Raw genomic sequence first — 25,093 nt, forward strand, 5'->3', positions numbered from 1 at the left:
CACGCGATCACTCAGTGATCGCAGAGTCTCAGTTCTTCTTGACCCGACGCATCGTCAGCACCACCGCGGCACCGCCGACGAGGAGCAGACCTGCACCGGCAGCGAGACCGGTGAGTTCGGCACCGGTGCGGGGCAGGTCGCCGCCGCCGTCACCGCCGTCCTTGCCGTCGTCGCTTCCGCCGCCGTTGCCCTTCTCATCGGCAACGACCTTGAACGACCCGGTCAGAGCCGACTCGTCCTCGGTGTCATTGGCACCGGTGACGGACACGTCGTACTTGCCGCGGTAGACCGAGGGGTCGGAGGCACTCGTGCCGTAGATCGAGAATCCGGCGACGCCGTCGGCGTTGGCAGTCTCGGTCAGCTCGATGCCCTCGACGTTGTCGGGACCGGCGACGACCTTGAGCGTGACGGTCTCGCCCTCGTCGAACCCCTTGACGGTGATCTGCACGGCCTTGTCCTGCTGAACGAAGTCCGAGGCGGCGATCTCCTTCGGGTCGACCGTGATTCCACGCTCCACCGGAGCCGGGGTCTCGGTCTTCTCCTCCTCGACGGTCACCGTGAAGGTCGCGGCTTCCGACTCCTGACCGTCGACGACAGCCGTCGCGGTGTAGTCGTATTTGCCGGCGGCCTCGGGGCCTTCGAGGACGAAGTTGCCATCGGCGTCTGCCTTGACCGTCTCCGAGCCCTCCGTCGCGGCCTGTGCACTGTTCGTGCCGGCATCGGCGGCCGGCTTCCAGTCGACCTTGACCTCGGCATTCGCCGCAGCCTTGCCCTTGACGTCGCCGTTGGGCTTGATGGTCTGATCCTCGACAACGGGGGCGGCCGGGGCTTCGGGGGTCTCCGTGCCCGGCTTCTCGATGTTGAACGACTGGCCGGACTGCTCGAGCGAGTAGTCGAGGTCAGCGACCCAGCCGAACTGCGTGCCGTCGCCGGCAGGTCCGCCGCCGGAGATGACGCCGACAGCGGTGTCGCCCTGGAAGACGGCTCCGCCGGAGTCGCCCGGCTGCGAGAACGGCTTGTCGGCCGGCGAGGTCACGCCGAAGCCGTGCACCCAGTATCCGCCGACGTTCGTGAAGTCGAAGTTGTAATCCTCGCGCGGGATGACCTCGCCCTCGGTCAGACCGGTGGTGCGTCCGGACTTCTGGATCTTGCCTTCGGTGTGGGCGCCGACCTTCGCGATGTCGGTGGCGAGGCTCGAGGACAGGTCCTCGGTGTCCGCGGAGGTCCAGTCGGTCACACCGTTCTTGACGTTGTACTTCGACTCGTCGACGTTGATGACGGCGAAGTCGATGTCGCTGTCCTTCGGGAGCGGCGGATTCGGGTCCGTCGGGTCGAGGAGGTCACCGCTGCCGTAGCTGGAGTAGCCCCACTCGCCGGCGATGCCGAGGCCCGACGGATCGAAGCCCTCGCCGCCGTTGGCCTGCGCGGTGCTCGGACGCTCGGTCTGGTCGACGGTCGAGTCGCCGTTGATCTCACCGGTGTCGGCGTTGTAGTTCTTCGCGCAGTGACCGGCCGTGAGGACGACGGGCTTGCCCGCATCGTCCCAGCCGGAGAATCCGGTCGAGCAGACTCCGCCGCCGGCCGGGGTCTGCACGAGGTACCCGGCGCCGCCGACGAGGTCGTTCTTCGCGTACGGCTCGAGCTCCTTGATGCCTTCGGTGATCGTGATGTTCGAGTACTTCTTCTCGAGATCCTCGATCTCCGGCGTCTTCTTCTCGACGCCGAGGCTGAGCTTGCCGCCCCGCTCACCGTAGGCGTTGACGCCTTCGATGTCGGACAGCGCCTTCTGGATCTGGGTGTCGCTCTGCACGTCGAGCTTCTGCGGGGCGGCGGTGGCCATCGCAGGCGACGCGAAGAAGGCGCTGCCGAGGCTGAGCGCTGCGACAGCGGACAGGGCGAGCGAACTCTGCACGAGTTTCTTCTGCATACTCTTGGATTCCCTTGGTCGGATTGTCTGGTGTGATTGTCGGCCGTACTCGCGGCCTCGCTCGCTCAGCAGTCATATGTGCTGTCACGAACAGATCACGAATACGTCTCTCAACCGTGTGCCAGGTTACGGATCGGCAACGGTGCGAAGCAACAAGGTTGCGTGTTGCCGGTGAACAAAACGAACAAAACGTGGAATCGCGCGCTTCGTCGGCGACGAGGATCGACCTCTCGGGCCTCCCCGTTATGATCGGTGCATGACGACCCTCAGCGTGCACCGACTGTCCCCCGGCCTCAGGCGTGTCCTCGGCGCGATCGCCCTTGCGGCGACGTTGCCCCTTGCCGCGTGCAGCACAGGCTCTCCTGCCGAGTCGCCCACGAGTTCGGCTGCCAGCGAAACAAGCTCACCGACCGAGACCGCCGCGGCCGAGCTCGATCCTGTCGGGAAATGGACGTCCCCTGAGGCAGGAAACCCCTTCCTCGATTTCAGTGACGACGGTGCAGTCTCGGGTTCGGACGGATGCAACGCCATTGATACGACCTGGACTGTCGAGGGAGACGAGATCACGATCGAGCCGTTCGCAACGACGCAGAAAGCCTGCCCCGGGGACCAATGGCTGTCGAAGGCCTCGACGGCGACGATCGACGGCGAAGTCATGACGTTCAAAGACGATCAGGGATCAGTCATCGGCGGATTGGAGAAGGAGAAATGACACACAGCGCCAGTGGGAGGTGGGCTGCTGAGAGCAATCCCCACGCCTTCCTCGAATTCGCTTTGGACGGATCTGTCACGGGCAGCGACGGCGCCAACCGCATAGTGACGACCTGGCAGCCTGACGGTGACGGCAGCGCAGTCGTCGCCCCGTTCCTCACCACGCAGATGGCCGCCAAAGGAATGCAGACATGGGTGGGTGGAGTGCGCCGGGTCGAGGTCGACGGTAATGTCCTCGCGGTCTTCGACCAGAGCGGGAACCGCCTCGGCGAGCTGATCCACGACAACGGCGGGGAGAAGTAGATGGCCGGCGGCCTCTTCGCCCTCCTCGACGATGTGGCAGCACTCGTCAAGCTCTCGGCTGCCAGCCTCGACGACGTGGCCGCCGGTGCTTCGCGCGCCGGCGCCAAGACCGTCGGCGTCGTCGTCGACGATGCCGCTGTCACCCCGAAGTTCGTCGAGGGCGTCGATCCCAAGCGCGAACTGCCGATCATCAAGCGCATCGCGATCGGCTCGCTGTTCAACAAGATCGTCATCATCCTGCCGATCATCCTCCTGCTCAGTCAGTTCCTGCCGTGGCTTCTCACTCCCCTCCTCATGGTCGGCGGCACGTACCTGTGCTTCGAAGGGGCCGAGAAGATCTTCGAGAAGCTCGGCTGGGTCGAGGCGCACGACGACAAGGACGAGGCCGCCGGGCAGGCTCCGGAGGATGAGGCCGGTCGTGAGAAGAAGATCGTGCGCTCGGCGATCACCACGGACTTCGTGCTCAGTTGCGAGATCATGGTCATCGCCCTCAACGAGGTGGCCCAAGAGCCGCTGCTGTCGCGGGCGATCATCCTCGTCGTCGTCGCGCTCGCGATCACCGTCGGCGTCTACGGCGTCGTCGCCCTCATCGTCAAGATGGACGACATCGGCCTCAACCTCGCCGGTCGCGAGAATCCGGGCACGCAGAAGTTCGGTCGCTTCCTCGTCCAGTCGATGCCGAAGCTCCTCGGCGGGCTCTCCGTCATCGGCACCCTGGCGATGCTCTGGGTCGGCGGCCACATCATCCTCGTCGGCACCGACGAACTCGGCTTCACCGCCATCTACGACTTAGTCCACAGCCTCGAGGCTCCTGCCGCCGAGGTGGCCGGCATCCTCGGCTGGCTCGTCAACACGTTCTTCTCGCTCATCCTCGGTGCGATCTGGGGCGCCATCGTCGCGGCGATCGCGATCGGCATCCAGAAGCTCGTGAAGAAGCCGAACCACGACAGTGCCGATCACACGGCCGCGACCGGCGCCCGGACTGCCGAGGCGCGGAGCGCGCAGGGCACTGCACCGGACACGTCGAACACCGGCACACAGGACGGCAGCCGGACCGACACCGACGGGACCAACACCGCTCGGCCCGGCACCGCCGGGACCAACGCCGCCCGGCCCGACACCGACGGGCCCGACGGCGACGTGACCGACAAGCGGTAGGCCGCACCCCCGGCTTCAGCTGAGGAGCCGCGCGAACGTCAGGCGCTGGCCTTCTCCGCACGGTCGGCGAAGGTCTTCTTCGGCGGGCCGGGCACGATCATCGGCGCTCCGGTGACCGGGTCGTCGATGACGCTGCAGTCGATGCCGAACACGTCGTGGACGAGCTCGGCGGTGACGATCTGCGAGGGGGCACCCTGGGCGACGATCGCGCCGTCCTTCATCGCGATGATCTCGTCGGCGTAGCGGCACGCCTGGTTGAGGTCGTGGAGCACGGCGACGAGCGTGTGCCCGTGCTCGTGGTTGAGCTGGGCGAAGAGGTCGAGCAGTTCGATCTGGAAGGCGACGTCGAGGAACGTCGTCGGCTCGTCGAGGAGGAGCAGCGGCGTCTCCTGGGCGAGCACCATCGCGACCCACACCCGCTGCCGCTGACCGCCGGAGAGCTCATCGACCTGACGGGCCGAGAGCTCCTCGGTGTTCGTCGCTCGCAGCGCGGAGAGCACGGCGATCTCGTCGGCATCCGTCCACTGCTTGAGGAACGACTGGTGCGGGTGGCGGCCGCGCGCGACGAGTTCGCCGACCGTGATGCCCTCCGGGGCGATCGAGCTCTGCGGCAGCAGGCCGAGGCGCTTGGCGATCTGCTTCGTCTTCAGCTTCGTGATGTCCGTGCCGTCGAGGAGGACGGTGCCCTTCGCCGGCGGCAGGAGACGCGCGAGGGCACGCAGCAGCGTCGACTTGCCGCACGCATTCGGTCCGACGATGACGGTGAACTTCCCCTCCGGGATCCGCACATCGAGGTCGGTGACGATCTGGCGCTGGTCATAGGCGAGGTCGAGGTTCTCCGCCATCAGCGGCGCCGGGGCGTCGACCCCTGCGGATGCGCGGTCTGCGGCCATGGTGTGAGCGCTCATTGTGCCCTCCGAGCTTCTTGGACGAGTAGCCAGATGAGGTAGACGCCGCCGATGCACACGGTGACGACTCCGACGGGAAGTTGGATCTCGCCCAGGGCGTGCTGGGCGATGAGGTCGGCCCCGACGAGGAGGAGCGCACCCACGGCGGCGGCCATGAGCAGGCTCGTGCCCTGCGACCTCGCGATGCGCCGCCCGATCTGCGGAGCGGCGAGGGCGACGAAGGCGATCGGACCGGCAGCGGCGGTGACCACGGCGACGAGCGCGACGGCGACGAGGATGAGCGCCGCCCGCACGGGTTCGTTGCGCACCCCGAGGGCCTTCGCGGTGTCGTCGCCGAGCTCAAGCGTGCCGAGGTCGCGGGAGAAGAGTCCGCAGGCGATGCCGAGGACGATCGTGGCGATCGTCGCCGGCAGGATCGTCGACCAGCCCATGCCGTTGAGGGTGCCCGCGCCCCACGTGGCGGCGGCCATCGCGAGATCGAGGTCGGCGCGCATGATCAGCCACGTGTTGAAGGCGCTGAGCATCGCGGTGAGCGCGATGCCGACGATGATGAGCCGGAAGCCCTGGACGCCGCCCTTCCACGTGAGGACGTAGACGAGGACGGCGGTGAGGATGCCGCCGAGGATCGCGCCGAAGGCGGTGGAGACGAAGCTCGTCCCGAAGAAGATGATCGTCACGATGCCGCCGGTGTAGGCGCCGGTGGAGAAGCCGATGATGTCCGGGCTGCCGAGCGGATTGCGCGTCAGCGACTGGAAGACGGCTCCGGAGACGCCGAGGCCGGCGCCGAGGACGATGCCGGCGACGATCCGCGGGGCCCGCCATTCGCCGACGACGGTGTTGACGATGCGCTGGTCGGCGACCCCGAAGAGGCCTTCGAACACCTCGGCGGGGGTGAGGGAGAACTCCCCGAGAAGAAGGCCGAAGAAGCCGCAGACGAGGGCGAGGAACGCGACGATGCCGGCGGCCACGACGACGCGGACGTCGATGCGGTGGCCGAGCACCCGGGCCATGGGCCGACCGAAGTCGATCCGCTCCCCCGCGGCCACGCCCTTGCCGGGGACGAGTTCGCGGACCGGGCTGGTGTCTGCGGCTGCCGATGTCGGGCTCACAGGCCGCTCGCTTTCTTCCGGCGCACGAGCGCGATGAGGACGGGGGCGCCGACGAAGGCGGTGACGACGCCGACCTGCAGCTCACCGGGCTTCATGACGACACGGCCGATGATGTCGGAGGCGAGCAGGAGGATCGGGGACAGGATGAGCGAATAGCTGAGGATCCACCGCTGGTCGGGACCGACGATCCACCGCGCGATGTGCGGGATCATCAGCCCGATGAAGCCGATCGGACCGGCCGCTGCGGTGGCGGCTCCGGCGAGGAGGGTGACGGCGATGATCGAGAGGATCCGCGTGCGATTGACCGAGGTGCCGAGGCTCGCGGCGAGATCGTCACCGAGGGCGACGGCGTTGAGCGAGTGCGAGAGCGCCAAGGCCAGGACGATGCCGATCGCGATGAACGGGACGACCGCGGAGACCGTGTCGAAGTCGCGGCCGGCGATCGCACCGACGTCCCACGAGCGGAACGCGTCGAACGCACGTTCGTTGGTGAGCAGGATGCCCTTCGTCAGTCCCGTGAGCACGGCGGCCACGGCGACCCCGGCGAGGGTGAGACGGATGGGATCGACCGTGCGGGTGCGCCCGGCGGAGCCGATGACGTAGACGCCGGTCGTTGCGAGCAGGGCGCCGAGGAAGGCGAACCAGACGTAGCCGCTGATCGAGGTGATGCCGAAGAATCCGATGCCGACGGTGACGGCGAACGACGCTCCGGCATTGACGCCGAGGATGCCGGGATCGGCGAGCGGGTTGCGGGTGAGCGCCTGGATGAGCGCCCCGGACAGCCCGAGTCCCATGCCGACGATGATGCCGAGCACGGTCCGCGGGAACCGCAGCTCGAGGACGACGAGCTGATCGTCGCTGCCGGAGGGGGCGACGAAAGCGCCGATGACCTCCGAGACCGGCATGTCCCGCGTGCCGATCGCCAGGGATGCGAGGATGACGACGACGAGGGCGATGAGCGCGATGACGAGGCCGATGGCCCGTCGCGCCTTGAGTGCGGCCGAGGTCGAGGGCTTCGAAGTGGAGTCTGCTGTCGCCGAGGCGGGGGTGGCGAGAGCAGTCATCGGAAGATCCTCGGAGGTCGATTGATTAAGGACAGGCTAACCACAATCTAGCCCAACTGCGCCCCTCAGCCAACCGCCTCCGCGCTCATGCGGATGTGATCTTGCCGATCCTCTCAGAAACCTGACGCTGGATGCGCGAGAGCATTCCGCTCATGCCCCGCAGTCGCAGCGGGCTCACCGCGTCGGTCAGCGACAGCCGCAGAGGCAGGTCCGCGGGGACGGAGAGCACCGTCTCAGCGGTCTGCCCGTCGAGGCCCTCGGAGAGGATACCGGCGAACCCGCGGGTCGTCGGCGCCTCCGGTGGGGCGGAGAAGTGGAGGCGCACGGTCGCCTGCTCACCGCTGTCGGGGTCGTCGACCTCGGTGACGAGGAAGATCGGCGACTGGCATTCGGGCACCGGTTCGAGGAGCTCGGGATGATCGGCGTACTTCGCCGGCAGCTCGGGCAGCTCATTCGAGAACTCGAGGAGCAGCTGGAGCCGCTCGGCCGGCTCGGTCTCGGCGAAGTCGGTGACGATCTCGGCCAGCGAGTCCGGCAGGTCGGAGGTGGTGATGTCCGCGGCCATCAGCGTGCCGGCACCTCGCCCGGTTCGGTGCCCGTGGCGATCGGCACGCGCACTGCGTTGCCCCACTCCGTCCACGACCCGTCGTAGTTGCGGACGTGGTCGTAGCCGAGCAGGTGCTGGAGGACGAACCACGTGTGGCTCGAGCGCTCTCCGATCCGGCAGTAGGCGATGACATCGTCGGAGGTGCCGAGACCCGCCCCGTCGGTGTAGATGGCGCGCAGCTCATCCGCGGTGCGGAACGTGCCGTCCTCGTTCGCGGCCTTCGCCCACGGCACCGACTGCGCCCCGGGGATGTGACCGCCGCGCAGGGCGCCCTCCTCGGGGTACGCGGGCATGTGCGTGCGTTCGCCGCTGTACTCCTCGGGGCTGCGGACGTCGATGAGCGGGCGTGTGCCGAGTCCGTCCCTGACCTCGGGCAGGAAGGCCCGCAGCGTCTGGTCGTCACGCTCGACGACCGGGTAGTCGGTGGTCTCCCGCTGCGGCTTCTCGGTCGTCATCTCCCGACCCTCGGCCTCCCACTTCGCCCGGCCGCCGTCCATCAGCCGGACGTCGGCGTGGCCGAAGAGCGAGAACACCCACAGCGCGTAGGCGGCCCACCAGTTGGACTTGTCGCCGTAGAAGACGATCGTGTCGTCCCGGGAGATCCCCTTGGCGGCCATGAGCGCTGCGAATCCCGCACCGTCGACGTAGTCGCGAGAGACGGGGTCATTGAGTTCGGTGTGCCAATCGACCTTGACGGCACCGGGGATGTGGCCGGTCTCGTAGAGGAGGACGTCTTCGTCGCTTTCGACGATGACGACGCCGGGATCGCTCGCATGCTCGGCCACCCAGTCGGTGCTCACCAGTCGGGATCCGTCGGCGTAGTCGGCGAACTTGGGAGTCTGGTCGATGGGTGCGCTCACGCGTTCCTCCTGTGGGATCGATGTCAGTTCAGCGTGTCCGAGGTCGCTGCGGCCGCCTCGGCGGCCGGTGCAGCGTCCTCTGTGGCGACAACGCCGTGTTCAGCCAGCATATTCCGGTCGGTTGAGGAACGTCCGCAGGGCCGTCACGAACGCCTCCGGCTTCTCCGAATGGACCCAGTGCCCCGATCCCTTGACGGTGACGAGTGTGGTTCGGGGGAAGAGGGAGCGCATGAGCGGCAGCTGTGTGCGGTCGATGTAGTCCGATTCCGCGCCGGCGACCCAGAGCACGGGGCGGGGGAACTGCCTCGCACCCGTGTCCGCAGCGACGAGGTCGGACGCCTCCGGAAAGCCGCCGATGACCGGGAGGTTCGCCCGCAGCATCGTGAGGTTCGGCTGCCACGCATAGCCGCCCGAATCCGGTCTGAGGTTCTGCAGGAGGAAGCCGCGCACCGTGGGGTCGGGGATCGTCTCCTGCAGGGCCGCATCCGCCTCGGTGCGCGAGGACACGGTGTCGAGGTCGAGTTCGGCGAGGCTCGTGAGCAGGTGGTCGAACGTGCCGACGTCTCCCCCGCCGCTCGGAGCGATGTCGACGACGACGAGGCGGTCGACGAGGTCGGGATGGCGGAGCGCGAGCACCATCGCCACCTTGCCCCCGAGGGAATGGCCGACGAGGTGGACGGGGCGATCCTCAGGATCGGTCGCCTCGGTGATGGCGGCGGCCACGGCATCCGCGGTCGCGACGTAGCTGAAGGCGTCCGTCCACGCCGATTCCCCGTGATCGGGGAGGTCGACGAGGAGGCTCGAGAACTCCGGGCTCAGGGCCTTCGCGATCGACGCGAAGTTCTTGCCGCGCCCGAACAGTCCGTGGAGGAAGACGATGAGCTTCCCCGTGTCTCCGATGCGTCTGCTGGCGATCTCACTCACGCCACCAGCCTACCCGTCAGCGGCGCCCTGTCACCGTCTTCGCCAGCGCGGCCAGGGAGGCGTCGAGGAAGGCCGGCGGGAAGACAGGGAAGCCGCCGAAATCGTCGCGCACCGCCTGCGTCGTCCCCGACCAGTCGTAAGTCAGGGTCACCTCGGTGCCTCCGTCGACGGGCGCGAGGTCGTAGCGCCAGCGCCAGCCGCCGACGGCGACGTCGCCCGTGCCGTCGTCCTGGCCGGGATCCCAGCTGATCGCCGTGTCGGGTTCGAAGGCGGTGACGACATTGTCCATCCGGTAGGCCCCACCGGCCTGTTCGAGGAACATGTTCATCGAGAAGACCTGCCCGACGCGGGTGATCGGTTCGGCCGAGATCGCCGAGCGCACCCAGTCGCCGGGTTCGGTGTCCTGGTGGCGCCCGGGATCGGCGAGCACCGCGAAGATCTCCGCCGGTGATGCTGCGATGACGCGGGTGCTCGACATCTTGTCGCCGGGATAAGTCGTCTGGGAGCGGGCTGCGCGCGTGTCGGCCATGGCCTCAGCCTAGGCACGGGGAGGGGAATTGGGAAGTCCGCGCCGAGGGCGCCGTGAACTCATGGGTAGGGTGTGGACATGGACTTGCACTTCTCCGAATACGACACGCGCGTCGCCGGCTACGCCGTGATCGTCAACGACAGCGATGAGATCCTGCTCAGCTGGTTCAACGGCGGTGGCGAGCCCAACCGTGCCCTGTGGACGCTGCCGGGCGGAGGCATCGACTACGAGGAGAGCATCGAGGACGGCACCGTGCGGGAGATCCGGGAGGAGACCGGGTTCGACGCCGAGCTCGTCCGCCCGCTGACGACGCACAGCTTCACGGAGAAGCACCGCCGCAGCGGGCGCCCCTTCAAGGGTGTGCGAGTCGTCTATCTCGCGCGGATCGTCGGCGGCAGCCTCGGCACCCTCGAGGTCGACGGCACGACCGACAGGGCCGAGTGGATCTCGATTCCCGCGCTCGCGCGCATCCGCCACGCCCGCATCATCGACGTTGGCCTCGAGGCGTGGCGGACCGATGCGGCGAAGGGGCAGAACAGCCGGTGAGGGTCTCCCGCCGCCTGCCGCGCGCCGCTACTTGACGGCGGGCTTGAGGAGCTCCGGCATCGTCTGGGCGGCATAGCGCGCCGAGAGCACCGAGTTGAGCGAGAACGCCTTGCGCACTTCGTCGTTGTCCTGAGTGAGCACGACCGAGCGGCCGTCGGCGACCGCGGGAATCCGCTGGAATGCGGAATCCTCGGTCACCTCGGTGTCGGGGATGTAGATCGGGAAGACGAGGAGGAGATCCGCGTCGAGGTCGTCGAGCTTCTCCTCCGACACCGGCACCGTGAAGCCCTCGGGCTGGAGTGCGTCGATCGTCGGAGACTGGGTGAATCCGAGGTTCTCCATGAACTGCACGCGCTCGGTGCCCTTGATGTAGGCGCCCCAGCCCTCGGAGGTCTTCGCCGCCACGGTCACGGTCTTGCCGTCGAACTCGGGGTTGGCGTCGCGGGCGACTGCGAATTCGGCGTCGAGGTCCTCGAGCTGCTTCTTGCCCTTCTCCTCCTCGCCGAGTGCTTCGGCGACCATCGTCACCTGCTGATCCATCGACGTCAGGTAGTTGTCGCCGCCTTCGGGCGGGCCCACCGTCGGGGCGATCTCGCTGAGGCGGTCGTAGCGCTCCTGCTCGCCCGAGCTCTTCGTGTCGAGGATGAGGTCGGGCTCGAGTGCGGCGATCGCCTCGTAGTCGGGTTCGAGGGTGGCGATGATCTCCGGAGGCGTGTCGTAGAGGTCCGCCGCCCACGGCCCGACGCCGGAACCGCCGAACTCGACCCAGTCGGAGGCGCCGACGGGCTGGACGCCGAGCGCGAGTGCCGTCTCCGCATCGCCCCAGCCCAGAGCCACGACGCGCTGCGGGTCGGCGGGAACCTCGACGGCGCCGAACTTCGTGTCGACGCTGGCCCCCGTCGCGGTCGTCTCCGCATCGCCGGCGCCGCCGCCCGAGCACGCGGTGAGCAGGAGGACAGAGGCGAGGATGGGGGCGAGGATTCTGCGCATGGATCTCTTTCGTCGGAGTTTAGGCAAGCCTAGCTTAATCCATAGCGAGGTGTGGGGTGAACGCCACCAGCCGCCGACGATCGGGTCGCTCAGCGCTCGGGTTTGATCTCGAGCCCGTCGACGTCGACCTTCTCGAGCGGCACGAGTCCGGCAGGGCGGCCCTTGACGAGCCGGTAGATGCCCCACACGAGGAGGAAGGCGGGCAGGCCGATGTAGGCGGAGGCGACCTCGAGGACGCGGCCGTCGACGACGGCCTCGATGTTCTGTCCGGCGACGACGACGATAAGCATGATGAGCGCGATGATCGGCCCGATGGGGAAGAGCGGTGCCCGGTAGGGCAGGTCGGCGACGCTGTGACCCTGGCGGACGTAGGCGCGACGGAACCGGAAGTGACACCAGGCGATGCCGATCCACACGATGAACCCGGAGAGACCGGAGACGTTGATGAGCCAGGTGTAGGCCGCCCCGTCGCCCATCACCTCGGTGAGGAATCCGAAGAGCCCGATGAAGGCGGTCGCGAAGAGGGCCATGACGGGCACGCCGCGGGCGTTGAGACGGGCGAACAGTCGTGGGGCGGTGCCGTCCTTCGCCATCGCGTAGAGCATCCGGGTCGAGGCGTAGAGTCCGGAGTTGCCGGCGGAGAGGATCGCGGTGAGGATGACGGCGTTCATCACGCTCGCGGCCACGGCGATGCCCGCGCGTTCGAAGACGAGGGTGAACGGGGAGGCGGTGATGTCGTCGTTGTCCGCCGCGGCCAGCAGGGACGGATCCGTGTAGGGCAGGAGGAATCCGATGACGACGATCGCTCCGATGTAGAAGAGCATGATCCGCCAGAACACGGTCCGGATGGCCCGCGGCATGTCGCGGCGGGGGTCCCGGGATTCGCCCGCGGTGACGCCGACGAGCTCGGTGCCCTGGAAGGAGAAGCCGGCGATCATGAACACGGAGATGATCGAGACCCACCCGCCGACGAACGGCGCCTCCCCGGTCGTCCAGTTGCTCAGTCCCGGTGAGCTGCCGCCGATGATGCCGGCGATCATGAGGACGCCGAGGACGAGGAATGCGAGCACGGCCGTGACCTTGATCGCGGCGAACCAGAACTCGCCTTCGCCGAAGGCGCGGGCGGAGAGGAAGTTGAGGCCGGTGAGGAGGGCGAGGAAGACGGCCGCCCAGATCCATGCGGGCACGTCGGGCACCCAGAAGGACATGATGACGCCGGCGGCGACGAGTTCGGCAGCCAGGGTGATCGCCCAGTTGAACCAGTAGTTCCAGCCCATCGCGAAGCCGAAGGAGGGGCTGACGTACTTCGAGCCGTACGTGTGGAAGGACCCGGCGACGGGCAGATGGGTCGACATCTCGCCGAGGGACTGCATGACGAAGAGGACCATGATCCCGATGACGGCGTACGCGAGCAGCGCCCCGCCGGGGCCGGCTTGGGAGATCGTGCCGCCCGATCCGAGGAAGAGGCCGGTGCCGATGGCGCCGCCGATCGCGATCATCTGCAGGTGACGCGACCGCAGTCCCCGCTTGAGTTCCCGGGAGTTCTCGTTCCGGGTGGTCGTCGCCGAGGTGGTCGGCTGTTGCATTGTGTCCCCTGCTCGCATTCGGTCGGGTCCCGGTTGCGGGCCCCGGCCATTCTTATCACATGAAGGCGACGGGAGCGGGGCATGCAGGATGGTCTGGGCATCTCGACACCAGCCCGGGCGGAGACCCGAGCACCGGCAGAGATCAGCGAGCCTTCACGTCCGGTCGAGGAAGCGCAGGACCGCCGCGACCCGACGGCTCGTCGTCTCCCCTGCCTGGAGGTCGAGTTTGTCGAAGATCGCGCTGATCGCCTTCTCCACCGAGCTGATCGAGACGTAGAGGCGCTCGGCGATGCCGCGGTTCGACAGTCCCTCGGCCATCGCCGCGAGGACATCGTGCTCCCGGGGGCTGAGCGCCTCGAGCGTCGACTGCCGCTCCGAGGTGCGCAGGAGCTGCCGGACGACCTCGGGGTCGATGACGGTGCCGCCGGCGGCGATGCGCATGACCGAGTCGAGGAACCGGTCGATGTCGGTGACCCGGTTCTTCAGCAGGTAGCCGACACCGACCGATTCGGAGCTGAGCAGCTCGGTCGCGTACTCGTGGAGGACGTACTGGCTGAGCACGAGCACTCCGATGTCCGGGTGGGTGCGCTTGATCGTCAGCGCCGCCTCGAGGCCCTCCGTCGTGTGCGTCGGCGGCATCCGCACGTCGACGATCGCCAGCTGCGGGGCCAGGGCGTCGACGGCCGCGAGCAGCTGGGTTCCGTCATCGACGGAGGCGACGACGGAGATCCCCTCGTCCTCGAGGAGACTGCGCACGCCCTCCCGCAGGAGGACGGCGTCGTCGGCGAGGACGACGCGCAGCGCGTCACGGCTCGCCGGCGTCGGCGCATTCGTGCGGGTGGGCTCAGTCATAGGGGATCTCCGCTCTCACTGTGGTGCCCTCACTCACCGGGCTGATGATCTCGAGTCGACCGTCGAGCGCACTGACCCGCCGGGAGAGGCCCTGGAGCCCGCCCCCACGCAGGTCAGCGCCTCCCCGGCCGTCGTCGACCACCTCGGCGACCAGTGCGGTCCCACCGTCGTGGACGCGGATGGTGATCGCCGAGGCGGCGGCGTGCTTGACGACGTTCGTCACGGCTTCGCGGACGACGAAGTACGCGGCCGATTCGACGGCCTGCGGGATGCGCCTGGCCGGCTGCTCGAGGATCGTCACCGGCACCGGGCAGTGGTCGGCGATGCGCGTGAGCACCGACGCCAGCCCGTGCTCGTCGAGGGCGGTCGGATAGACCCGCCACGCCACCTCCCGCATCTCGTCGATGAGGTCCTGGGACTGGACGAGCGCACTGTCGAGGAGAGCCGCCGCCTTCTCCGGGTCGTGGGCCCGGCGGGCCCGGGCGATGAGGACGGACAGGGACACGACGTTCTGCTGCACCCCGTCGTGGAGGTCGCGTTCGATGCGGCGGCGTTCGTCGTCGATGGCGACGACGACCCCGCGGCGGGTGGTGATGAGCTCCGTGATGCGGCTGTGGACCGCGGTCGGTCGGCTCACCTGACCGGCGGAGGCGTCGATGCGCCCGTGCAGCCAGTTGCCGAGTTCGGCGAGGAGGACCGCGCCGATGAGGTTCGCCGCCCCGTAGAGGACGCCGACGAGGAGCAGCGGCTGGCTCATCGTCCACAGCGAGAAGCTGATCGTCACCCCGCCGCCGGCGAACAGCCCCTGGATGAGCGCGCCGAGGGTGACGAAGACGAAGCCGGTGAGGAGGTTGACCACGGGCACTACGATGAGGAGGGCGACGAGGCCGGTCAGGGCGAAGAAGCCGCGCCCCGGCCGGGCGTCTGCGAGCACGATGCCCAGGGTCCGCTCCTGCCGGGTCCGCTCCCAGGTCAGGACGCGACGGGAGAACGCCGAGGCGGGCGGGAGGCACGCGGCGAGCAGCAGCGGCAGGCAGAGGACGCCGCCCCACAGCACCCCGAGCACGGAGAGCGACCACCGCCGGAGGAACATGCGGGGTTCGCGCGGGATCGTCGCGGGCCACGGCATGGCTCGATCGTAGCAACGCAGGTCAGGGCGTCTGGAGGGGTCAGACCTCACATCTCGTTCCGGTTTTCCGCAGCGCGTCGGCGGGCGATCCCGTCCCGGGAATGCGCTCCGCCTCGTACCGGCGAGCACGGCCGCGTCACTAGGGTCGATGACCATGGACTTCGCTCTCGACCTCATCCAGCAGACGCTGACCTCCCCGTGGCTCTACCTCCTCATCGCCGTCGTCGCCGCCCTCGACTCCCTCGTCCCGATCGTGCCCTCGGAGACCGTCGTCATCACCGCCGCCGCGTACGCCGTGACCGGCAGTCCGGCGGCGGTGGGCATCATCGCGGCGGCGGCCGTCGGTGCGCTCCTCGGCGATCTCGCCGCCCACCTCGTCGGCCGCGGCGGCAGTCGCGCCACCGACCGGTGGGTCCGGTCGGCCCGGCTGCGCCGGCTGCTCGCCTCGACGGCGGAGATGTTCGCCGTCCGGGGCGGTGCGATGCTCGTGGCAGGGCGGTTCATCCCCGGCGGGCGGACAGCGACGACGATCGCCTCGGGGATGCTCCGCTATTCCCTGCCCCGGTTCCTCGCCGTGGACTTCCTCGGGGCGCTGGCGTGGGCGGTCTACTCGACGGGAATCGGGCTCCTCGGTGGGGCCGTCTTCGCCGATCAGCCGCTGTGGGGTGTCGTCCTCGGCGTCGGCATCGCGCTCACCCTCACCGGTCTCGCCGAGGTGGCCCGCCGTCTCCGGGCGAAGCGGAGGGCCGCTGTTGCCGGGCCCGAGGTGCCCGTGCCCGCGGCGGCCCCGGTCGTGCCGCGGGAATGTGACCCGACCGCAGAGCGCGCCCTCCTCATGCGCTCCGGTCGAACTCGCCTGCTCGCAGCTGCACGAGAGTGAGATCGAGCAGCGGGGTCGGCACCCCGAGGTCGCGCGCCGTCGTCTGGAGGTGGCCGAGGATGTGCTCGGTCTCGTTCGGCAGTCCAGCCGTGACGTCTCGGTAGAGCGAGGAGGTGAAGGCGGAGCCCTCGGCGGTGAGCATCGAGAGGGTGGCCGCCCGGGCCCGCGCGGAGACCGGGTGGCCGGCCGCCATGGCGACGGCTTCGAGTTCGTCGATGATCCCCACGACGTGGGGTTCGCCGCCGGCGGCCATGATCGCGCCGACCGGTGCCCGGAAGAGGCACGTGACGACACCGGCCGCGGCGATGAACACCCATTTCTCCCACAGGGCGTCGTCGATGCCGTCGATGACCTGCAGCCGGAAGCCGGGGACGTCGAGCGCGTCGACGACCGCGGGTGGGACCTCTCCCCCGCCGAGGCGGCCGATCGTCATCGTCGCGAGATCCGTCATCTGGACGATGTCGGCCCCGCGCATCGTGCCGACGATCTTGACGAGCCCGCCGAGCACCTGCCCGGGGAACTCCGCCTCGAGGCGACCGATCTGCGCCATCCCGTTGAGGAACGGGATGATGAGGGTCCGGGGTCCGACGGCCGGTCGGAGGTCGGCGATGATCGATTCGAGGGCACCGGCCTTGACGGCGACGAGGATGAGATCGACCGGGGTCGGTTCGGCCGCGAGCTCCTCCGCCGTCGTCACGGCCACCGGGTTCGTCCGGTCCTCGTCGGGGGCGATGAATCGCAGGCCGTTCTCTCTCAGAGCCTCGGCGCGGGCGGGCCTGACGAGGAAGGTGACGTCGCGGCCGGCTTCGACGAGACGGGTGCCGAAGGCGCCGCCGGTCGCGCCGGCTCCGGCGATGAGGATTGTCACAGGGTGCCGTCCTTCGGGGTCGTGCCAGGGGTCGTGGCAGTGGTCGTATCGGGGTCAGCGGAAGTCAGCTGCGCGCGCAGCCGAGCGGCCGCCTCGGCGGGGTCAGGCGCCTCGGTGATCGCGCGGACGACGACGATGCGCGTCGCTCCGGTCTCCTGCACGGATGTGAGACGGTCACCGGCGGAGATCCCGCCGATCGCGAACCACGGCTTTTCGGTCGTCCCGCTCACCGTCGCCAGCGGTTCGAGTCCGGCGGCGGGGCGTCCGGGCTTCGTCGGGGTCTCCCACACGGGGCCGAGGCAGAAGTAGTCGATCTCCGGGTCGGCGGCGGCGGCGAGCGCCTGCTCGACCGAATGCGTCGACCGGCCGAGGATGACGTCGTCGCCGAGCACCGTGCGGGCCTGCGCGCTCGTCAGGTCGCCCTGTCCGACATGGAAGACGTCCGCGCCGACGAGGAGGGCGACATCGGCGCGGTCGTTGACGGAGAAGAGCTTCCCGTGCCGGTGGGCGGCCTCGCGGAGGATCTCGAGGGCGGCGATCTCCTCCCTGGCCTCCAGGCCCTTGTCGCGGAGCTGGATGATGTCGACGCCCCCGGCGTATGCGGCGTCGAGGAACTCACCGAGGTCGCCCTGCTGCGTGCGGGCGTCGGTGCAGAGGTAGAGCCGGGCGGAGGCGAGCGCACGGGTCCGCGCGGCGTCCCGGCCGGTGGAGTCGCGGTCGACCGGGTGCCCTGCGTGCTCAGCAGGGGCGGTCACGGGGTCTTGCACTGCGGGAGACGTTGGCATCGTGGGAACCATGCTCCTAGAGTAGAGGAGTTCGCGGGAGCCTCGCTGGGAGGCTGAGAGGGCTTCGTGCCGACCGCCTCACCTGATGCGGGTCATGCCGCCGGAGGGAGAATCGCATGGACGTCATCGTCGTCGGCGCCGGGATCATCGGCCTGGCCACGGCGTGGGAGCTGCACCGGCGCGGGGCGGCCGTCACCGTCATCGATCCGCACCCGGGCTCGGGTGCCACCGCGGCCGCGGCCGGGATGATCGCCCCTGCCGCCGAGATCGCGTGGGGCCAGACTCCGCTGTTTCCGCTCATGCGCGCCTCCGCCGACCTCTACCCCGACTTCACTGCGGCACTGACCCGGGAATCGGGGGCCGACCTCGGGGAGACGGCGACCGCCACACTCGTCTGCGCCGGTGACCGCGCGGATCTCACGGCCCTGCGCGAACTCAGCACTCTCCAGTCCGCGGCCGGTTCCGACCTCGAACTGCTCACCGGATCCCGCGCCCGCGACCTCGAACCAGCCCTGGCCCCCGGTGTGTGCGGGGCCGTCCTCATTCCCGGCGATCATGCGATCGATCCCCGGAGGGTGACGCGCGCGCTGCTCACCGTCCTCGGCGACCGCGTCATCGAGGACCGGGTGACGGGACTGGTCGGCGATGAGGGATCGCCGACCGGTGCTGCCTCGGCCCGGACGACCGGAGTCGAGCTCGCCTCGGGGTGTCGGCTGCACGCCGATCAGGTCGTGCTCGCCGCAGGCATGGCCCACAATGCGATCGCCGGCGCTCCCGAGCTGCCGCTGCGGGCCGTCCACGGCGACGTCATCCGGCTCCGATCGGATCCCGGCGCGCCCCCGCTGCTCACCCGGACGATCCGGGGACTCGTCGCCGGTCGGCCCGTCTACGTCGTGCCGCGGCCCGATGGGGAGCTCGTCCTCGGGGCGACGTCCCGGGAGGACGGCCAGGCGGGCATCCTCGCCGAGGGCGTCCACCGTCTCCTCCACGACGCCGAACGCCTCGTGCCCGGGCTCCTCGGATGTGAGATCACCGAGATCACGGCACGGGCCCGGCCCGGCTCGCCCGACGATCTCCCCCTCCTCGGTCGCACCGACCCCGGTCTCGTCGTCTCCACCGGGTACTTCCGCCACGGGGTGCTCCTCGCACCGTTCGGGGCCCGCCTCGGCGCGGATCTCGTCGTCGGCGCGGACTCCGCGTGGCTGCCCGTCGGTGCGCGCGAGGCTGTGGCACCGGCACGGTTCGAGTCCGACCACTCGCCATCATCACCGCAGTCACCGGCTGCACCACTGCTGACAGCGCTGACAGCAAGGAAGGGATCATGACCATCACTCTCAACGGCGACCGCCGGGACATCACCGCGGGCACGACCGCCCGCACCCTCGTCGAGGACATCACCGGACGGCAGCTGAGCGAAGACGGCACCCCGGTCGACGGCGGCCGCCTCGGGGTGGCCCTCGCCGTCGACGGCGAAGTCGTGCGACGCGGTCTGTGGGCCGGCTTCACCATCACCGACGGCCACACCGTCGACATCGTCACCGCAGTCCAGGGAGGCTGACATGAGCTGGACCATCGACACCGTCACCTTCGACTCCCACCTCGTCATGGGCACCGGTGGGGCGAGCACTCTGCGCATCCTCGAGGACGCCCTGACCGCCTCGGCGACAGAGCTGACGACGGTCGCGATCCGCCGCTTCGACGCCGCGGCGAGGGATTCGGTGTTCGCGCTCCTCGAACGGCTGGGCATCCGCTCGCTGCCGAACACGGCCGGCTGCTACACGGCTCGCGATGCCGTGCTCACCGCTCAGCTGGCCCGGGAGGCGCTCGAGACGAACTGGGTCAAACTCGAGGTCATCGCCGACGAGGACACCCTGCTGCCCGACCCCGTCGAACTCTTCCGCGCCACCGAGGAGCTCGTCCTCGACGGCTTCACGGTCTTCGCCTACACGAACGACGATCCCGCGCTGGCGAAGCGGCTCGAGGACGCCGGGGTCGCCGCGGTCATGCCCGCCGGCGCCCCGATCGGTTCGGGCCTGGGCATCCTCAACCCGCACAACATCGAGACGATCGTCTCCCGCGCCCAGGTGCCCGTCATCCTCGATGCGGGCATCGGCACCGCCTCGGACGCCGTCCTGGCCATGGAGCTCGGGTGCACCGCGGTGCTGCTTGCCTCCGCCGTCACCCGCGCTCACGACGCCCCGGCGATGGCGCAGGCGATGCGGCTCGCCGTCGACGCCGGTCGCCTGGCGGCCGGGGCGGGACGGATCCCCAAACGCCCGCTCGCGCTGGCATCGTCGCCCGAGGACGGGCGGGTCACCGCGGAGACCGCCCGCACGACCTCGGTCGAGAACCTGGTGATGGGGCCGTGAGACCGCTCGTCGAACCCGGACCCGAACTCACTCCCGCGGAGATCGCACGCTACTCCCGGCATCTCAGCCTGCCCGATGTCGGGGTGACCGGTCAGCGGCGTTTGCGCGCGGCGAAGGTCCTCGTCATCGGCGCCGGCGGTCTCGGCGCCCCGGTCCTCCAATACCTCGGGGCGGCCGGGATCGGGCAGCTGACCGTCATCGACGACGATGTCGTCGACGTCTCGAACCTGCAGCGCCAGATCCTCCACCGGGATGCCGATGTCGGCCGTCCCAAGGTCGAATCCGCACGCGATGCCCTGCGCCGGCTCGATCCCGGCCTCACCGTCGAGACGGTTGCCGAGCGCCTGAGCCCCGACAACGCTCTCGAGCTCTTCGCCGCCCACGACCTCGTCATCGACGGGGCGGACAACTTCGCGACCCGCTACCTGTCCAATGACGCCGCCGAACTCACCGGCACACCCCTGGTGTGGGGAACGATCTTCCGCTTCGAGGGGCAGGTGAGCACGTTCGCCCCCGGTCACGGTCCGATGCTGCGTGACCTCTTCCCCGACATCCCCGACGCCGATTCCGTGCCGAACTGTGCCGAGGGCGGAGTGCTCGGGGTGCTCTGCGGGCTCGCCGGGTCGCTCATGGCCGCCGAGGCGATCAAGCTCATCTGCGGCATCGGCGATCCCCTGCTCGGCCGCCTGCTGCGGGTCGATGCGCTGAACACGAGCTTCACGACGCTGCGCTTCTCGCCCGACCCGGACCGCCCCGCCGTCACCGATCTCGCCGAGGTGGCCCTCGCGTGTGCGACACCGGCAGTGGGGGCTCCGGCTCCCGCCGGGGTGGCGGAGGTCACGGCCGACGAGGTCCGCGCGCTCACCTCGGCGCCGGTGATCGTCGATGTCCGGGAGGCGTGGGAGCGGGAGCTCGAGGCGATTCCCGGCAGCGTGCACGTCCCCCTCGACGACGTCGTCGACCGCGGTTGGCCGTCGCTCGCCGAGGCGGTCGGCCCGGCCACCGACATCGTCGTCCATTGCAGGTCGGGGGTGCGGTCGGCTCGCGCCGTCTCGGCAGTGAGCAGCGAGGTGCCACCGAACGTTCGCATCCGGTCATTGGCCGGAGGCATCGAGGCGTGGGCGGCGACGGAGACTACGCCAGTTCGCTGAGGCGGCGACGCAGTCCGTTCTCGCCTGCTCGCATGACGATGCCGTGCATGCCGGCGGAGATCGGCCTGAGGACCCGGACGGATCGCCGTCTGGTCGTCACGCACCAGGTCGCGGAGATCGCGGTGAGCGGCCCGGTGCGCGCCAGAGTCCAGACGCCGACGCCGCGCAGGTCGCCGTCGGCGAGGAGGCGCACCTGCCGCGGTGGACTGAGACCCTCGATGGACAGCGTGATGTCGAACGCGACGCCGAGGGGGCTGCGCACGGTGATCTCCGCGCGGCTGCCGGGGTGGACACCGGAGTCGTCCGTGGTGGCCGCGGCGATGCCCGGCCACCACTGCGGCCAGGCCTCGACTTCTGTGAGGACCGACCACACCGCAGGAAGGGGATCGGCCACCCGCCACACCGACTCGAAGTGGAAGGGCGCGGACTCACCGGGGCGGGGGCGGGTGTGCTCGTGGCTCATGGCGGGCCTCCGTTCGATGCGTCGTCCTTCGACGGTAGTCTGGGTGGCGTGCCAGCCGAAAATCGCCGACCCCGCAGACCGTCGCCGCTCGGCGGGCGGAAGCCGACGAAGGACGACCTCGCGCAGTTCGCCACCGACGATCCCGACGCCATCGACGATGTTCTCCCGGCCGGACCGGGAGGACTCTCCCTGCTCATCGTCGGCATCAATCCGGGACTGTGGACGGCGGCGGTCAATGCGCCCTTCGCCCGTCCGGGCAATCGCTTCTGGCCCTCGCTCCATCGGGGCGGGCTGACCGATCACCTCGTCGATGCCTCTCTCGGTCTCTCCGCCGAGGATGAGGAGCATCTGCTCTCCCGGGGCATCGGGATCACCAACCTCGTCGGGCGGGCCACTGCCCGGGCAGATGAGCTGACGAACGAGGAGCTGCGCGCCGGCGGTGCCCGCCTCGTCGCGCGCTTGGCCGATCTTCGGCCGGCAGCCGTGGCGATCGCCGGGATCACCTCGTTCCGGATCGCGTTCTCCCAGCCGAAAGCGACGCTCGGCGTTCAGGACACTTCGCTCATTCCCGGGTGGCCGGAGGACGTCGCTCTGCGCGTCGTGCCGCAGCCGAGCGGCTTGAACGCGCATTACAACATCGCGGCCCTCGCCGACATCTGGCGGGAGACGTGGGCTGCCATCGAGTCGTGACCTCGCCGGGCTGACGACGGGGCCTCCGCCGGATCAGGGTGAGGCCGCTGCCGGGGTCATGACCCGTCCGCCCCGGGGCTCGTCGCCGCTGGCTGACCGAAATGCTCCCGGCAGCGGGCGACGTAGGTGTCGAGGCCGCCGACGTGGCTGGCGTCGATGTCGGTGGCGGCGCCGGTCGGCTGCGCGGCGATGCGCTCATGGAACACGGCGTCGCGACCGCAGATCGTGCAGACTGCGGTGAGCTTCGTGACGTCCTCGGCGAGTGCCATGAAGGTCGGCAGCGGTTCGAACGGTGCACCGTCGAAGGTCACGCAGAGGCCTTCGACGATGACCGTGGCACCCGTGGCCAGGAGGTCGTCGACGACCGGGACGAGGTCGGGACCGAAGAACTGCGCTTCGTCGATGGCGATGAGGTCGAAGTCCTCCGCTGCGGCCGCCGCGGCGAGATCGGAGACATTGCCGACGGGGATCGCGGGAATGTTGACCCCGATGTGCGAGGTGACGGCCGAGAGTTCGGCGCGGGTGTCGAGGGAATGGCTGATGACGAGCGCATTGACGCCGGCGATGCGAGCACGCCGGACACGGCGCATGAGCTCTTCGGACTTGCCGGAGAACATCGGACCGGTGATGACTTCGAGGCGGCCGACCGGGGGCGCAGCGCTGGCGTGCATGGGATCAGCCTAGCCCGAGGCGGTGACACACAGTGGTCGGACCGGGAAACACGGGCGTCGGACCGGGACGCGGCCTCAGTTGCCCTGACCTTGGTTGCCCTGACCTCAGTTGTCGACGGTGACCGTCTTCGAGTCCACGTCCACGGTGACCTCGGTGTCGGCACTGCCGTCCTCGTAGTCGAACTGGTACTCGATGCGATCGTCGTCGGATTCGAGCTTCCAGCTCGTCAGGCGCCCTGTGCCCTGCCCGGCGGCGAGGCCGAGCGCCTCGTCGAACGTCATCGGCGAGCTGAGATCGATGGCCTGCTCGGAGTCCTCGGTGGTGTCCTCGTCGCGGCCGACGACGTCGCCGGAGTCCGCATCGACCGTGACGTCGTAGTCCGTCGTGCCGGAGAGGATCTTCACCTCGTACTGCCACGCGTCGTCACGGCGATCGTGGTCGAGTTCGATGGCGTGGACGGTGCCGTCGCCGACGTCGGCCTGCGCTGCGGTGATCGCGTCCTCGGGGGTCACCTGCGGCTGGACCCGGCTCAGGTCGGCGTCGGCCGACAGCGGCGACTGGCCGGACTGGCCGTCTTGCTCGGACTGGTCTGCTTGCGCGGACGGGCCGGCGGGGGCGCTCTCCTCAGCCGATTCGGAGCTCACCGATCCGGCCTGCGTCGGCTGGCTCGACGCGGCGTCTGCGGTCTGGGATTCGGTATTCCCGCCGGCGCACCCGGTCAGGGCGAGGCTGAAGGCGAGCGTGACGACAGCGGCGAGGTAGGTCGGCTTCGCAGTCTTCATACCAGTCACGGTAGCAACGCGGCCGGGAGCCCGTCAGGAAAATAAGAGAACTATCATCGGATCGACCCGAGTCGGCAGGATCAGTCGAGGCAGAACTCGTTGCCCTCGGGATCGGCCATGACGATGAAACCGGTCTCCATCGGCGGTTTCGGTTCGAACCGCTGCAGACGTTCGGCCCCGAGGGCGACGAGCCGATTGCATTCGGCTTCGAGGGCGTCCATCCGATCGGCACCCTGCAGACCGGGTGCGGCACGGACGTCGAGGTGGATGCGGTTCTTCACCGTCTTCTCCTCGGGGACCGTCTGGAAGAACACCCGCGGGCCGCGCCCGGACGGGTCTTCGATCGCGGCGCGCATGTCCTCCGGTCTCATCTTGACGCCGAGTCCCTCGAGGAACTCCCTCCACGCGTCGAACGGATCCTGCCCGTCGGCGAGCGAGGCACCGGGCGGCCCGGGGATGACGTAGCCGAGGACCTCCGCCCAGAACCTCGCGACGAGGATCGGGTCATGACAGTCGACGGTGATCTGCACGGAACGGCTCATGATGTCTCCTCATCGAGAGTCTGGCGCGTGGTGAGTGTCGGTGGTGCTGACTGTAGCCGACGCCACTGACACGGCAGCGTCGACGCGTCCCACGGGTGACGCATGCGTGACGGTCATGTGCCGCAGAATCCGACGCCCACGGTCCCGAAGCGTCGCACCGCTCTCCCGCTGTCGCTGCCGAACAGCCCGGTCGGAAGAGCCGCATGTCCGGCGTCTGCGCCGACGACCGGCAAACCACCGACAACCATCGAGTCTCCGCGCGAGCTGAGTCTTCCTGCGAGTCCACCGCCGAGCTCTGTCTCAGATGGCGCGCGCACCGCAGCCCCGCATAAAATCGCAACGGCCCTTTTCCCACCAACCCTCTGGAGGACTGCTTGACCACGCAGGAACACGACCTCATCATGCACATCGGACACGACGAGATCGTCATCCGCCAGCGCTACCAGATGATCAGCATCGCCAACGATGTCCTCATCGGCCTGTGGTTCCTCATCGGCAGCTTCATGTTCTTCTCCGACTCGCTCATGTTCGCCGGCACGTGCCTCTTCGTCCTCGGCAGCATCGAGATGCTCATCCGCCCGGTCATCCGCTTCGCCCGCCACATCCACCTGCAGAAATTCCGCACCCCGGGCACGCTGACGACCGAATCGTCCTACGACTACTGAGCCACCGCCGGCCGCGCACCACC

29 protein-coding genes and 1 riboswitch are annotated in these 25,093 nt (G+C 69.2%); of the genes, 11 read left to right on the forward strand and 18 right to left on the reverse strand.

Annotated features, from left to right (window positions below):
- Nucleotides 1-28: 28 nt before the first annotated feature.
- Nucleotides 29-1,927 (reverse strand): S1 family peptidase, encoded by a 1,899-nt coding sequence (locus J9315_RS10520; RefSeq protein WP_211977844.1) that lies wholly within the window; start codon nucleotides 1,925-1,927, stop codon nucleotides 29-31.
- 256 nt (nucleotides 1,928-2,183) lie between these two features.
- Between J9315_RS10520 and J9315_RS10525 the strand changes: the two genes are divergently transcribed.
- Genes J9315_RS10525 through J9315_RS10535 form a run of 3 tightly spaced genes read left to right on the forward strand, consistent with a single transcriptional unit; the run spans nucleotide 2,184 to nucleotide 4,099 of the window.
- The gene (locus tag J9315_RS10525) at nucleotides 2,184-2,639 is read left to right on the forward strand and encodes an META domain-containing protein (RefSeq protein ID WP_211977845.1); all 456 of its coding nucleotides are present in this window, start codon (nucleotides 2,184-2,186) and stop codon (nucleotides 2,637-2,639) included.
- Nucleotides 2,636-2,941, forward strand: coding sequence for an META domain-containing protein (locus J9315_RS10530; RefSeq protein WP_211977846.1), 306 nt, complete (start codon nucleotides 2,636-2,638; stop codon nucleotides 2,939-2,941). The genes J9315_RS10525 and J9315_RS10530 overlap by 4 nt, the downstream gene beginning before the upstream one ends.
- Nucleotides 2,942-4,099 (forward strand): DUF808 domain-containing protein, encoded by a 1,158-nt coding sequence (locus tag J9315_RS10535; protein ID WP_211977847.1) that lies wholly within the window; start codon nucleotides 2,942-2,944, stop codon nucleotides 4,097-4,099.
- Between the two features lie 38 nt (nucleotides 4,100-4,137).
- On the opposite strand, the gene J9315_RS10540 is transcribed toward J9315_RS10535, so the two are convergent.
- From J9315_RS10540 to J9315_RS10570, 7 genes are all read right to left on the reverse strand, one after another.
- Complete coding sequence (locus J9315_RS10540; RefSeq protein WP_211977848.1) at nucleotides 4,138-5,007, reverse strand: ABC transporter ATP-binding protein; 870 nt, start codon at nucleotides 5,005-5,007, stop codon at nucleotides 4,138-4,140.
- Nucleotides 5,004-6,116 (reverse strand): iron chelate uptake ABC transporter family permease subunit, encoded by a 1,113-nt coding sequence (locus J9315_RS10545; RefSeq protein ID WP_211977849.1) that lies wholly within the window; start codon nucleotides 6,114-6,116, stop codon nucleotides 5,004-5,006. The genes J9315_RS10540 and J9315_RS10545 overlap by 4 nt, the downstream gene beginning before the upstream one ends.
- Complete coding sequence (locus J9315_RS10550; protein ID WP_198498493.1) at nucleotides 6,113-7,180, reverse strand: iron chelate uptake ABC transporter family permease subunit; 1,068 nt, start codon at nucleotides 7,178-7,180, stop codon at nucleotides 6,113-6,115. The genes J9315_RS10545 and J9315_RS10550 overlap by 4 nt, the downstream gene beginning before the upstream one ends.
- Nucleotides 7,181-7,265: 85 nt before the next feature.
- Complete coding sequence (locus tag J9315_RS10555) at nucleotides 7,266-7,745, reverse strand: SufE family protein (protein ID WP_198498492.1); 480 nt, start codon at nucleotides 7,743-7,745, stop codon at nucleotides 7,266-7,268.
- On the reverse strand, nucleotides 7,745-8,647 hold the full coding sequence (locus J9315_RS10560) for a sulfurtransferase (protein ID WP_198498491.1): 903 nt from the start codon (nucleotides 8,645-8,647) through the stop codon (nucleotides 7,745-7,747). Before J9315_RS10560 ends, J9315_RS10555 begins: the two co-directional genes overlap by 1 nt.
- 99 nt (nucleotides 8,648-8,746) lie before the next feature.
- Nucleotides 8,747-9,571 (reverse strand): alpha/beta fold hydrolase, encoded by an 825-nt coding sequence (locus J9315_RS10565; RefSeq protein WP_198498490.1) that lies wholly within the window; start codon nucleotides 9,569-9,571, stop codon nucleotides 8,747-8,749.
- Between the two features lie 16 nt (nucleotides 9,572-9,587).
- Entirely contained in the window at nucleotides 9,588-10,100 is a 513-nt protein-coding gene (locus J9315_RS10570; RefSeq protein WP_137824655.1) for an SRPBCC family protein, read from the reverse strand.
- A 78-nt stretch (nucleotides 10,101-10,178) separates the two neighbouring features.
- Here J9315_RS10570 and J9315_RS10575 point away from each other — a divergent pair, with 78 nt between their 5' ends.
- On the forward strand, nucleotides 10,179-10,646 hold the full coding sequence (locus tag J9315_RS10575; RefSeq protein ID WP_198498489.1) for an NUDIX domain-containing protein: 468 nt from the start codon (nucleotides 10,179-10,181) through the stop codon (nucleotides 10,644-10,646).
- Nucleotides 10,647-10,673: 27 nt separating this feature from the next.
- On the opposite strand, the gene J9315_RS10580 is transcribed toward J9315_RS10575, so the two are convergent.
- From J9315_RS10580 to J9315_RS10595, 4 genes are all read right to left on the reverse strand, one after another.
- Nucleotides 10,674-11,636 (reverse strand): iron-siderophore ABC transporter substrate-binding protein, encoded by a 963-nt coding sequence (locus J9315_RS10580; protein ID WP_198498488.1) that lies wholly within the window; start codon nucleotides 11,634-11,636, stop codon nucleotides 10,674-10,676.
- Nucleotides 11,637-11,725: 89 nt separating this feature from the next.
- Nucleotides 11,726-13,222: an amino acid permease gene (locus tag J9315_RS10585; protein ID WP_198498487.1), complete on the reverse strand. Its 1,497-nt coding sequence runs from the start codon at nucleotides 13,220-13,222 to the stop codon at nucleotides 11,726-11,728.
- A 153-nt stretch (nucleotides 13,223-13,375) separates the two neighbouring features.
- Entirely contained in the window at nucleotides 13,376-14,023 is a 648-nt protein-coding gene (locus J9315_RS10590) for a response regulator transcription factor (protein WP_198500941.1), read from the reverse strand.
- Between the two features lie 43 nt (nucleotides 14,024-14,066).
- Nucleotides 14,067-15,203, reverse strand: a complete 1,137-nt coding sequence (locus J9315_RS10595) for a histidine kinase (RefSeq protein ID WP_198498486.1) — start codon at nucleotides 15,201-15,203, stop codon at nucleotides 14,067-14,069.
- Between the two features lie 148 nt (nucleotides 15,204-15,351).
- Between J9315_RS10595 and J9315_RS10600 the strand changes: the two genes are divergently transcribed.
- The gene (locus J9315_RS10600; RefSeq protein ID WP_232623559.1) at nucleotides 15,352-16,083 is read left to right on the forward strand and encodes a DedA family protein; all 732 of its coding nucleotides are present in this window, start codon (nucleotides 15,352-15,354) and stop codon (nucleotides 16,081-16,083) included.
- Here the strand turns inward: J9315_RS10600 and J9315_RS10605 are convergent.
- On the reverse strand, nucleotides 16,037-16,951 hold the full coding sequence (locus tag J9315_RS10605; protein ID WP_198498485.1) for a 2-dehydropantoate 2-reductase: 915 nt from the start codon (nucleotides 16,949-16,951) through the stop codon (nucleotides 16,037-16,039). The genes J9315_RS10600 and J9315_RS10605 overlap by 47 nt on opposite strands.
- Nucleotides 16,948-17,706 carry a thiamine phosphate synthase gene (thiE, locus tag J9315_RS10610; protein WP_249120886.1) on the reverse strand — a complete coding sequence of 253 codons (759 nt, stop codon included), beginning with the start codon at nucleotides 17,704-17,706 and terminating at the stop codon, nucleotides 16,948-16,950. The genes J9315_RS10605 and thiE overlap by 4 nt, the downstream gene beginning before the upstream one ends.
- A 53-nt stretch (nucleotides 17,707-17,759) precedes the next feature.
- A riboswitch (TPP riboswitch) is annotated at nucleotides 17,760-17,862 on the forward strand.
- Here thiE and thiO point away from each other — a divergent pair.
- The 4 genes from thiO to moeB all read left to right on the forward strand — a co-directional run bounded on the left by thiO (nucleotide 17,853) and on the right by moeB (nucleotide 21,256).
- Nucleotides 17,853-19,061 (forward strand): glycine oxidase ThiO, encoded by a 1,209-nt coding sequence (gene thiO / locus J9315_RS10615; protein ID WP_198498483.1) that lies wholly within the window; start codon nucleotides 17,853-17,855, stop codon nucleotides 19,059-19,061. (Overlaps the previous riboswitch by 10 nt.)
- Complete coding sequence (gene thiS, locus J9315_RS10620) at nucleotides 19,058-19,294, forward strand: sulfur carrier protein ThiS (RefSeq protein ID WP_137824667.1); 237 nt, start codon at nucleotides 19,058-19,060, stop codon at nucleotides 19,292-19,294. Before thiO ends, thiS begins: the two co-directional genes overlap by 4 nt.
- Before the next feature lies 1 nt (nucleotide 19,295).
- On the forward strand, nucleotides 19,296-20,105 hold the full coding sequence (locus tag J9315_RS10625) for a thiazole synthase (protein ID WP_198498482.1): 810 nt from the start codon (nucleotides 19,296-19,298) through the stop codon (nucleotides 20,103-20,105).
- Complete coding sequence (moeB, locus tag J9315_RS10630; RefSeq protein WP_198498481.1) at nucleotides 20,102-21,256, forward strand: molybdopterin-synthase adenylyltransferase MoeB; 1,155 nt, start codon at nucleotides 20,102-20,104, stop codon at nucleotides 21,254-21,256. The genes J9315_RS10625 and moeB overlap by 4 nt, the downstream gene beginning before the upstream one ends.
- Here moeB and J9315_RS10635 read toward each other — a convergent pair.
- Nucleotides 21,240-21,719 carry an SRPBCC family protein gene (locus J9315_RS10635; protein WP_198498480.1) on the reverse strand — a complete coding sequence of 160 codons (480 nt, stop codon included), beginning with the start codon at nucleotides 21,717-21,719 and terminating at the stop codon, nucleotides 21,240-21,242. The genes moeB and J9315_RS10635 overlap by 17 nt on opposite strands.
- 48 nt (nucleotides 21,720-21,767) lie before the next feature.
- Here J9315_RS10635 and J9315_RS10640 point away from each other — a divergent pair, with 48 nt between their 5' ends.
- Entirely contained in the window at nucleotides 21,768-22,409 is a 642-nt protein-coding gene (locus tag J9315_RS10640) for a mismatch-specific DNA-glycosylase (RefSeq protein ID WP_198498479.1), read from the forward strand.
- Between the two features lie 56 nt (nucleotides 22,410-22,465).
- Here the strand turns inward: J9315_RS10640 and J9315_RS10645 are convergent, their stop codons facing one another.
- The 3 genes from J9315_RS10645 to J9315_RS10655 all read right to left on the reverse strand — a co-directional run bounded on the left by J9315_RS10645 (nucleotide 22,466) and on the right by J9315_RS10655 (nucleotide 24,405).
- Complete coding sequence (locus J9315_RS10645; RefSeq protein ID WP_198498478.1) at nucleotides 22,466-23,080, reverse strand: thymidine kinase; 615 nt, start codon at nucleotides 23,078-23,080, stop codon at nucleotides 22,466-22,468.
- A 105-nt stretch (nucleotides 23,081-23,185) separates the two neighbouring features.
- A complete protein-coding gene (locus tag J9315_RS10650) occupies nucleotides 23,186-23,863 on the reverse strand; it encodes a PepSY domain-containing protein (protein WP_198498477.1) in 678 nt (225 codons plus the stop codon).
- A gap of 80 nt (nucleotides 23,864-23,943) precedes the next feature.
- Nucleotides 23,944-24,405 (reverse strand): VOC family protein, encoded by a 462-nt coding sequence (locus J9315_RS10655; protein ID WP_198498476.1) that lies wholly within the window; start codon nucleotides 24,403-24,405, stop codon nucleotides 23,944-23,946.
- 374 nt (nucleotides 24,406-24,779) lie between these two features.
- On the opposite strand from J9315_RS10655, the gene J9315_RS10660 reads away from it, so the two are divergent.
- The gene (locus tag J9315_RS10660) at nucleotides 24,780-25,070 is read left to right on the forward strand and encodes a YrhK family protein (protein ID WP_198498475.1); all 291 of its coding nucleotides are present in this window, start codon (nucleotides 24,780-24,782) and stop codon (nucleotides 25,068-25,070) included.
- The last annotated feature ends 23 nt before the right edge of the window (nucleotides 25,071-25,093 follow it).

The organism is Brevibacterium sp. W7.2 (assembly GCF_018137945.1).
GTDB classification, from domain to species: Bacteria; Actinomycetota; Actinomycetes; order Actinomycetales; family Brevibacteriaceae; genus Brevibacterium; species Brevibacterium sanguinis.